9 protein-coding genes are annotated in these 8,894 nt (G+C 61.4%); 6 read left to right on the top strand and 3 right to left on the bottom strand.

Annotated elements, in window-relative coordinates; genetic code table 11:
* Both ACPYOI_RS33050 and ACPYOI_RS33045 read left to right on the top strand, forming a co-directional pair.
* A partial coding sequence (locus ACPYOI_RS33050; RefSeq protein WP_481423960.1) for a hypothetical protein occupies window positions 1-372 on the top strand: 372 nt, incomplete at its 5' end.
* A gap of 241 nt (window positions 373-613) precedes the next feature.
* Window positions 614-1,723, top strand: a complete 1,110-nt coding sequence (locus ACPYOI_RS33045) for an NADH:flavin oxidoreductase/NADH oxidase (RefSeq protein ID WP_481417420.1) — start codon at window positions 614-616, stop codon at window positions 1,721-1,723.
* A gap of 69 nt (window positions 1,724-1,792) precedes the next feature.
* Here the strand turns inward: ACPYOI_RS33045 and ACPYOI_RS33040 are convergent, their stop codons facing one another.
* Together ACPYOI_RS33040 and ACPYOI_RS33035 are read right to left on the bottom strand one after the other, a co-directional pair.
* Window positions 1,793-2,272, bottom strand: a complete 480-nt coding sequence (locus ACPYOI_RS33040) for a tetratricopeptide repeat protein (protein ID WP_481417419.1) — start codon at window positions 2,270-2,272, stop codon at window positions 1,793-1,795.
* A gap of 21 nt (window positions 2,273-2,293) precedes the next feature.
* Window positions 2,294-3,268, bottom strand: coding sequence for an MBL fold metallo-hydrolase (locus tag ACPYOI_RS33035; RefSeq protein ID WP_481417418.1), 975 nt, complete (start codon window positions 3,266-3,268; stop codon window positions 2,294-2,296).
* A gap of 284 nt (window positions 3,269-3,552) precedes the next feature.
* On the opposite strand from ACPYOI_RS33035, the gene ACPYOI_RS33030 reads away from it, so the two are divergent.
* Both ACPYOI_RS33030 and ACPYOI_RS33025 read left to right on the top strand, forming a co-directional pair.
* Window positions 3,553-4,305, top strand: coding sequence for a sigma-70 family RNA polymerase sigma factor (locus tag ACPYOI_RS33030; protein ID WP_481417417.1), 753 nt, complete (start codon window positions 3,553-3,555; stop codon window positions 4,303-4,305).
* Window positions 4,302-5,120, top strand: a complete 819-nt coding sequence (locus ACPYOI_RS33025) for an anti-sigma factor family protein (protein WP_481417416.1) — start codon at window positions 4,302-4,304, stop codon at window positions 5,118-5,120. The genes ACPYOI_RS33030 and ACPYOI_RS33025 overlap by 4 nt, the downstream gene beginning before the upstream one ends.
* A gap of 37 nt (window positions 5,121-5,157) precedes the next feature.
* Here the strand turns inward: ACPYOI_RS33025 and ACPYOI_RS33020 are convergent, their stop codons facing one another.
* Complete coding sequence (locus ACPYOI_RS33020) at window positions 5,158-6,048, bottom strand: helix-turn-helix domain-containing protein (RefSeq protein ID WP_481417415.1); 891 nt, start codon at window positions 6,046-6,048, stop codon at window positions 5,158-5,160.
* A gap of 117 nt (window positions 6,049-6,165) precedes the next feature.
* On the opposite strand from ACPYOI_RS33020, the gene pobA reads away from it, so the two are divergent.
* Both pobA and ACPYOI_RS33010 read left to right on the top strand, forming a co-directional pair.
* On the top strand, window positions 6,166-7,338 hold the full coding sequence (pobA, locus tag ACPYOI_RS33015; protein WP_481423959.1) for a 4-hydroxybenzoate 3-monooxygenase: 1,173 nt from the start codon (window positions 6,166-6,168) through the stop codon (window positions 7,336-7,338).
* A gap of 220 nt (window positions 7,339-7,558) precedes the next feature.
* Window positions 7,559-8,731, top strand: coding sequence for an ABC transporter substrate-binding protein (locus ACPYOI_RS33010; protein ID WP_481417413.1), 1,173 nt, complete (start codon window positions 7,559-7,561; stop codon window positions 8,729-8,731).
* Window positions 8,732-8,894: the final 163 nt, after the last annotated feature.

Here is an 8,894-nt window from a genome sequence, read left to right as displayed (position 1 = left end):
TCGACCCGGCCCCGATCTGCGTACGACGCCGACCACCGAGCGTCGTTCGCCATGGACAATGTGGATCGGTATTGCGGTTGTCGTTCTGATCATCGCCCTGGCAGCGATCTACTGGCCTCGCAGAAGCGAAACGCCAGCCACGCCGCCCGCCGGCGAAACGACCACAACCACACCGCCGGCCACGTCGACTGCGCCCGCTACTCCGCCAACAAGCGAGTCAGCGCCAGCAACTCCGCCAGCGGCAACTCCGCCGGCCGCGGAGCCAGCGCCAGCAACGCCACCGGCGACCCCAGCAACGCCACCGGCGAACCCGCCAGCGCAGCAGTAATGAAACGCCCGCCATCCAAGGCGGGCTTTTCTTTCCTGAAATGAATGCCGCTCCGTTCTCGAAAGGGAACGGGGTGCGTTCGCGACGGTGATTGCCGCTTTCCTTCCTCTCCAATCACATCTGATTGCCGGCCAGGGATCGCCTTCTCATCGAATGATCCGGTGCTTGCGCTACGGTCGATATCGCCGCTCACAGCATCGTGTCGTTGCTCCTTTGCGCGGTCGGGCGTAGAAGCGCAGCTTGCTGTCGAACGACGGTTGGAATCGAAATGTTTGGAGAAATCAGGTGAGCGGAACGAAACTTTTTTCGCCTTTCGAAATCGGCGGGCTGACCCTCAAGAACCGCATCGTCATTGCTCCCATGTGCCAGTATTCGGCCGAAGACGGCAAGATGACCGACTGGCATCTCATGCATCTCGGCAACCTGGCCGCATCCGGCGCTGGCATTCTGACGATCGAGGCCACGGCCGTGACGCCGGAAGGCAGGATATCCTACGGCGATGTCGGGCTCTATTCGGACGAGTGCGAGCTTGCCATGGGACGCGTGCTGGATTCCGTACGCCGCTGGTCCGATATGCCGATCGCGATACAGCTCGGCCACGCGGGGCGAAAAGCCTCGAGCGAGGTTCCATGGAAGGGCGGCGGCCAAATTCCTCCCGGCAAACCCGGCGGATGGAAGACGGTTGCTCCAAGCGACCTTCCGTTCCAGCCGTCATACGATCGCCCGGAGGCGCTGGATCGCGACGGGCTGGAGCGAGTCAGGTCCGCTTTCGCGGCTGCCGCCAGACGGGCTGCGGCGCTGGACTTGAACGCGGTTCAGGTCCATGGCGCACACGGATATCTTCTTCATCAGTTTCTATCGCCGTTGTCCAACAAGCGAACCGACCAATACGGAGGCTCGCTGGAAAACCGGATGCGCTTCCCCTTGGAAGTGTTTGATGCCGTGCGGGACGCTTTTCCCGCCGGCCGCCCTGTCACCATGAGAGTGTCTGCGACGGATTGGGTCGACGGCGGATGGGATGTTTCGGAGACCATCGAATTCGCGAAGGCGCTCGAAGCGCGCGGGTGCAGTGCGGTTCACGTTTCAAGCGGAGGCCTTTCGGCCGACCAGCAGATTGCGATCGGCCCGAGCTACCAGGTACCGTTCGCCAGACAGGTGAAGGCGGCAGTGCGGATGCCCGTGATCGCCGTCGGATTGATCACCGAGTTCGAACAGGCCGAGGCGATCGTCAGTACCGGCGACGCGGATCTGATCGCTCTTGCGCGGGCGATCCTTTATGATCCCAGGTGGCCCTGGCATGCGGCTGCGCATTTCAACGAGACCGTTGCGGCGCCAGATCAATATTTGCGATCCCAGCCACGGCAGTACAAGACGCTCTTCGACCATCGGGGCTGAGTGCCCCCGTTGCTGACTGCGGCCCTCGGGGGCGAGAGCAGACGGCGCACCGCCTGCTCTCGCTGATCGTCAGTTGCTCGCCTTTTGCATCGCGACCTTCTCGGCGATTGCCTTGGCCAGATCGTCGCGCTCCTCGCAGCCGTTCGGGCAGAGCTTCGTCAGCCGTTCGAGCTGTTCGTTGGCCTTGGCCATATCGCCGGTTTCGACATAGAGCTCGCCCAGATACTCGCGGGCGGCCTTGTGGTCGGGCTCGAGCTCCAGCGCCTTGGTGTAATAGGTGAGCGATGTCCTGTAGTCGCCTGTTTTGCGCAGGGCAAAGCCAAGCAGGTTGTAAACATCGGCCTGCTGGGTATCCTCCGCAAGGCCGCGAAGCTCTGTGAGCGCACCCTGATAATCCCCGGCAGCGATCTTGGCGCGCACCGACGTCAAATCCGGTGCCGTCGTCGATTCGATGTTGTCGACGGCAAAGGCCGGGACGGCCTTGACCGCCGAAACCGCGGCGACGGCCGCCAGCAGGATGATCGCTCCAGCCAGAATATGCCTCTTCATGGTCTTTTCTCCTTCGGTCTCTTAAGCTTGGATGGTAGGGGTAAAGCCGTAGGCGTTGCCGTCCTTGACGAAGGTGCCGGACCCCGGGAACGGAAAATGCGAGCCGCAGATCGCGATCTTGTCGGCGATCACGCGGTCGACGAGCTTGCGGCGCGTGTCGATCGCCATCGGTCCGTCCTGATCGTAGGCCCCCTGCCATTCCGGATGCGGAGCGAGCAGCGCCGGCACGTACATGATGTCGGCGGATACCATCAGCTGTTCACTTCCGTCATCGACCAGATAGACGGAGTGACCGGGCGTATGCCCCGGCGCGGCGACGATATGGACGCCGGGCGCCACCTCGGCGCCGTCCTCGACAAGCCTCCAGTTCTTCCATTTCGGAAATACCTCGGCGATGCGCTTGCCTGCCGGCTTTCTGCCTTCCGCGAGCTTTTCGACACGGCCCGGCTCCGTCCACCAATTATATTCCGCCGCGTTGACGATCAACTCGGCATCCGGAAAGACGGCCGCATTGGTGCCTTTCTCCATCAACCCCCAGACATGATCCGGATGGAAATGCGAGATCGCGATCGTGTTGATCTTCGTGTAGTCGATACCGGCCGCCATCATGTTGGCGGGCAGATGCGTGGCGTTCGCCTGCCACTGGCCGACGCCCGATCCGGCGTCCATCATGATCAGCCGATCGCCGATCTTCAGGACGACGACGGTGAGCGGAATCGGCATGAACTCGGTCGGAAGTCCGGCTTTGGCGAGGGCCTCCTTGGTGTCTTCGATCGATGCGTTCTTGATGAAGGCCGGGTCGTGCGGCTTGCGCCAGATGCCGTCATAGACGGCGGTGACCTCGACCGATCCGACCCTGTATCTGTAGAAGCCGACCTCTGGTTCGTCAGGCCTATCGGCAAAGGCCGGCGAAACGAATTCCAGTTTCGAAGCAAAACCGAAAGCCGCCCCTGCGGCAGCGGTGCTGAGAACGGTACGGCGCGTCATGGTGAACATCGCAAGTCTCCTCTCGTTGCGTGAACTGCGTCAGCGGAAGCCCCGGAACGGGTGCCGCTGTTCGAACAAGATCGGCGACCCTCAACCGTTATTCCCGAGATATCGGGCAATCTGCATAAGCCGATGAAACGGATGGGAGATTTTTTCAACGGCATAGGAACCGCGGCTGCCGGCCCTCAAAAAAGCGGTATCTGGACGGAATAAAATAACAGGCCGAGTGATCTAGCCTGCAGAAGATATGCCTATGCGTGCGTCGAGCGAACGGAGCGGTGGAGTCCGGGAAGATGATGACAGAGGCTGAGATCAATCCGTTCTCCTTCGAGCGCCGGCCTTTCGCATGGAGCCACCATCGGCCGATTGCGCTTGCCATCCGGGCAGCGGCTTTGCTCGTCGAGGCTGTGTCCGCTGCCGTTACGATGTCAGTGGAGACGGAGCGATCGTCGCGGGATGCGAAAGCGGCGGCGCATATGCCGGCTGCATCGACCGAGACGATGCAGCGGTTCCGGGGAACCATCCTCCCGCATCTTGACGACGCCTATAATTTTGCCCGTTTTCTCAGCCGCGACGCCGATGCGGCGGGCGATATCGTTCAGGAAGCCTTCCTGCGCGCTTATCGCGGCTTCGAGGGGTATCGGGGCGGTGATCCGCGCGCCTGGACGTTCGCGATCGTAAGGAACTGCTATCGCGCCTGGTTGCTTGATGGCCGGCAGAAGGCACGTTTCGAAGTGCCGATGGCGGAGGATGCGTATGCCCACGAGGCCGATTCCGCGACATACCAGGTCCCATCGGATGACGACACGCCGGAAATGTCGATCATTCGCAGAAGCGAGGCGGAACGTGTGCGGCAGGTGATCGGCGCTCTTTCCGATCCCATGCGCGAGGTGCTGGTGCTGCGGGAGCTCGAAGGCCTTTCCTATCGGCAGATAGCGGAAATCATCGACGCGCCCATCGGCACTGTCATGTCCAGGCTTGCACGGGCCCGCGACGAATTCGGCAATGCCTGGCTGGCCTTGGAAAAGGGCGAGGCGAAGCGATGAGCGGCGAGCAACAGAACGGCTGCCCCGAATGGGGTGTCATGCTCAACGGCTTCGTCGATGGGGAGCTAGATGCCGTTCATGCCGCGCAGTTCGAGGCGCATCTCGCGGGTTGCGCGTCCTGCGGGGCGGAGCTGGAAAGGGTTGCGGCGATGCGGAGGGTCGTAGGCCAGCCCGGCGTCAAGTGGAGCATGCCCGAAGAGGTGCGCGCGCGGGTGCTCGGCGGCATATCACTGGAACATGCCGTGACGGGCAGCGGGTGGAACCCAGCCGCGGCAGATGGAGGCATCTGGGCGCGCGCACTGCGCATTATCCGGCAATGGAGCCTCGTGCCGTCGCTGGCAGCACTGGCGGCGAGTGTTTTTCTGTTCATCAATGCACCGCATCGAGATGCTGCCATCGAGGATCAGATTATCGCCAGCCATGTCCGCTCCCTGCTTGCCGATCACCTGGCGGACGTGCAGACCTCGGACCGGCATACGGTCAAGCCCTGGTTCAACGGCAAGATCGATTTTTCGCCGCCGGTTGTCGATCTGGCAGGGCAGGGCTTTCCCCTGATTGGAGGCAGGGTCGACTACGTCGACGGAAAGGTCGTCGCGGCGCTCATCTACCGGGCCCGCGGCCACGTGATCAATCTCTTCATATGGCCGGATGCGCCGGCGACGCAGGGCCGCGTCGCGCGCGACGGTTACAATATGAGCGAATGGTCGAGCGATGGTCTGGTCTTCTGGGCGATATCCGATATCAGTGCGGAAGACCTTGCCGTGTTCCGCGACAGCTTCAGGGCACAGGCCAGCCCCGGGGAAGTGCTTCCCTAATGCCGCTTATTGGCGGAAGATGTGCGCGTAATCGAGATCAACCTCTATCAAGCCTGCTCTTTTCCATTCTGCGCCAGGCCCGCGGCGTTTCGCCTGTATGCTTGAAGAAAAAGCGCGAGAAGTATGCAGGATCTGCAAAACCGAGCCGATAGCTGATCTCCTGCACGGATCCGAGCGTAAAGACGAGTTCCCGTTTCGCTTCATCGATGAGTTTGCCGGCAATCAGCTCGCTTGCGGTGTTTCCGGTCACCGACCGCACGATGCGGTTGAGATGCGTCGGCGAGACGCCAAGCTCCTTGGCGTAGAAGGAGGCCGGCTTATGGGAACGGAAGTGCTGCAGGATCATGCCGTTCAGAAGCTCGATGCGGCGTTCGTTTTCGTCTGTTGAAAGGTGGTTTGGGTTTCCTTCGTGCGAGATTCTTGCCGTGAGCCGCAGAGCCATGGAAACATAGGAATCGAGCAGCTCGTGCCGGCCGCTGCGGCGGTCCTCATACTCCTTGCCGAGACGCTCGAGCGTCTGCATCACATAGGCGGCATCGGCACTTCCTGGATCGAGCGGCGTGAGATGCGGTGCGGCGAGCCATTCGCCAAGACGGCTTCGATGACTGTGCAGATGGCTGAGCTGAGAACTCACGATCGTGATCACCAGGCCGTCGATATCGCGCGAGAAGCGGAAACCGTGATTGAGCCTCGGAGGAACAGTCACGACCGCAGGCGGGCGAATGGCATGGCTGACTTCGCCAAAAATCGCATCGCCCGATCCGGCCTCTATGTACAATATCTGAAAGAAACTCTCATGGCGATGAAGCCGGATTTCCCAGTGGTGGAGACTGCTGCGAGAGGGAATCGTTTCGCAATGCAGCCAAAAATACGGCTCCTTGCCGGTGTTTTCGCCGTAAAGCTCATAGGTCGGAACATGTCTCGCCATTGGTCTCCTCCGCCACGAATGTTCGATTAGTGCAGTTTTTCGGCTGGAATGTCCATTGTTGCCTCCAGCGCTAACGGGCAGAGTTTGTCAAAACGCGGGGTTGCAGGGAGGAAACGGTTGCGGACCCAGATCGCCATCATTGGCTCGGGACCTTCGGGTCTGCTGCTCGGTCAGCTTCTGACGGAAGCCGGCATCGACAACGTCATTCTTGATCGGGTGGGCAAAGACTACATTCTCGGCCGCGTGCGGGCTGGCGTGCTGGAAGAGGGCACGGTCGGCCTGCTGGACGAAGCGAAGGCCGGTGCACGCCTGCATGCCGAAGGCCTGCCGCATGATGGCTTCTCACTGGCCTTCGACGGGCGGGACCATCGCATCGACCTTCATGGCCTCTCCGGCGGCAAGCGCGTCACGGTCTATGGTCAGACGGAAGTGACCCGCGACCTGATGGAGCGGCGCGAAATCAGCGGTGCCCCGACGGTCTACGAGGCCGCCAATGTCCAGCCGCACGATTTTGACGGGCATTCTCCTTATGTGTCTTATGAAAAAGACGGCATAACGCATCGGATCGACTGCGATTTCATCGCAGGCTGCGATGGCTTCCATGGCGTTTCCCGCAAGGCTGTACCGCAGAAATCGATCCGCACTTTCGAAAAGGTCTATCCCTTCGGGTGGCTCGGCATCCTTGCCGACGTGCCTCCCGTCAATCACGAGCTGATCTACGCCAACCACCCGCGGGGCTTTGCGCTTTGCTCCATGCGTTCGGCGAGCCGCAGCCGCTATTACATCCAGTGCTCCCTCGACGAGAAGATCGAGGACTGGAGCGACGAGCGCTTTTGGGACGAGCTGCGGCGGCGCCTGCCTGTCCACCATGCCGAGGCGCTGTTTACCGGACCTTCCTTCGAGAAGTCGATCGCTCCGCTCCGTTCGTTCGTCGCTGAGCCCATGCGCTTCGGCCGGCTCTTCCTGGTGGGCGATGCCGCCCATATCGTGCCGCCGACCGGCGCCAAGGGGCTCAATCTCGCGGCAAGCGACGTACACTATCTCTTTTCGGGCCTTGTCGAACACTACCAGGACCATTCCAACACCGGCATCGACGCCTATTCGGCGCGTGCGCTCGCCCGTGTCTGGAAGGCTGTCCGCTTCTCCTGGTGGATGACGACCATGATGCACCGCTTTCCCGATACGAGCGATTTCGACCAGAAGATCCAAGAGGCCGAACTCGATTATCTCGTCCATTCCCGCGCTGCCTCGACGGCGTTGGCGGAAAACTACGTGGGGCTGGCCTATTGATGATGTCCCGCCTTCCGCCGATCGAGATCGTCTGCTGCCGACCGCGAGGAAACGGGAGACCGTTTCCGCTCGGCCCGGCACTTCCGATGCACCTGAAATCATCACCGCAAAATTATGAATTCAGGGGCTTATTTCATTTTACATTACCGTTTTGAATGACAGACTGAAACCAAGCACGGCTGGCTCCACGCCAGCCGGTCAAGTATCCAGGGGAGGAACCATGAAGAAGCTTGTTCTCGCCGCCGTTGCGGCAATTGTCATGAGCAGCGCAGCTTACGCCGACACGATCAAGGTGGGCGTCATCGGACCGTTTTCGGGTCCGTTCGCGCTGCAGGGCAAGAATTTCAAAGCCGGCATCGACGCCTACATGGCGATGAACGGCAACAAGGTCGGCGATGACACCGTCGAGATCATCTATCGCGATGTGCCGCAGGCCGATCCGGCCCAGTCGAAAGCGCAGGCGCAGGATCTCATCGTCAAAGAGAAGGTGCAGTATCTCGCCGGCTTTTATTTTACGCCGGATGCCATGGCCGTCACCCCGATCCTGAAGCAGGGCAACGTGCCGATGGTGATCATGAACGCCGCCACCTCGGCGATCGTGACGAAGAGCCCGCTCGTCGTGCGCACCTCCTTCACCACCTGGCAGACCTCCACGCCGATCGCCAAGGTCGCGTTCGACAGTGGCGTGAAAAAGGTGATCTCGGTGGTCAGCGACTACGGCCCGGGCGTCGATGCCGAAAACGCCTTCAAGGCGGGCTTCGAAAAGGCCGGCGGGCAGGTGGTCGAGGCGATCCGCATGCCGCTCACCACCAACGACTTCAGCCCGATCATGCAGCGTATCAAGGATTCCGGCGCGCAGGGAGTCTTCGCCTTCCTGCCCTCCGGCCCGACGACGCTCGGCTTCGTCAAGGCCTATAACGAAAACGGCCTCAAGGACGCCGGCATCAAGTTCTTCGCCCCGGGCGACCTGACGCAGGAATCCGATCTGCCGGCGCTCGGCGATGCGGCGCTCGGCATCCAGACGACCTTCCACTATGCCGTCTCGCACGACTCGCCGGAGAACAAGGCTTTCGTCGAGGCCGCAGCCAAGGCGATCGGCGACAAGGCCGAGCTTTCCTTCCCGGCCGTCAGCGCCTATGACGGCATGTATGTCATCTACAAGATGATCGAGGCGACCGGCGGCAAGCAGGACGCGCAGAAGGCTGTCGATGCCGTGAAGGGGCTTTCCTGGACGAGCCCACGCGGTCCGGTTTCGATCGATCCGGAAAGCCGCCACATCACGCAGAACATCTACCTGCGCGAGGTCGCCAAGGCCGCTGACGGGACCTACATCAACAAGGAAGTCCAGACCTTCGAAAAGCAGGGCGATCCGGGCCTTGCGGCCGCGAAGTAATATCTGGCCCCTCGAAACTGCGACGGACCCGGCGGGATCTATTCCCGCCGGAACCGCATGGGCAGGCGAGGTCGCCGCGTAACACCGGGATATTTCCATGCAGACAGTCTTCAGCATAGCCGTCGACGCGCTTGCCTATGGCATGGTGCTGTTCGTCATATCC

This window comes from Rhizobium sp. SVR5-2C, from assembly GCF_056755115.1.
The sequence above is the reverse complement of the archived record's forward strand: the minus strand, read 5'-3'. Positions and strand labels throughout refer to the sequence as shown.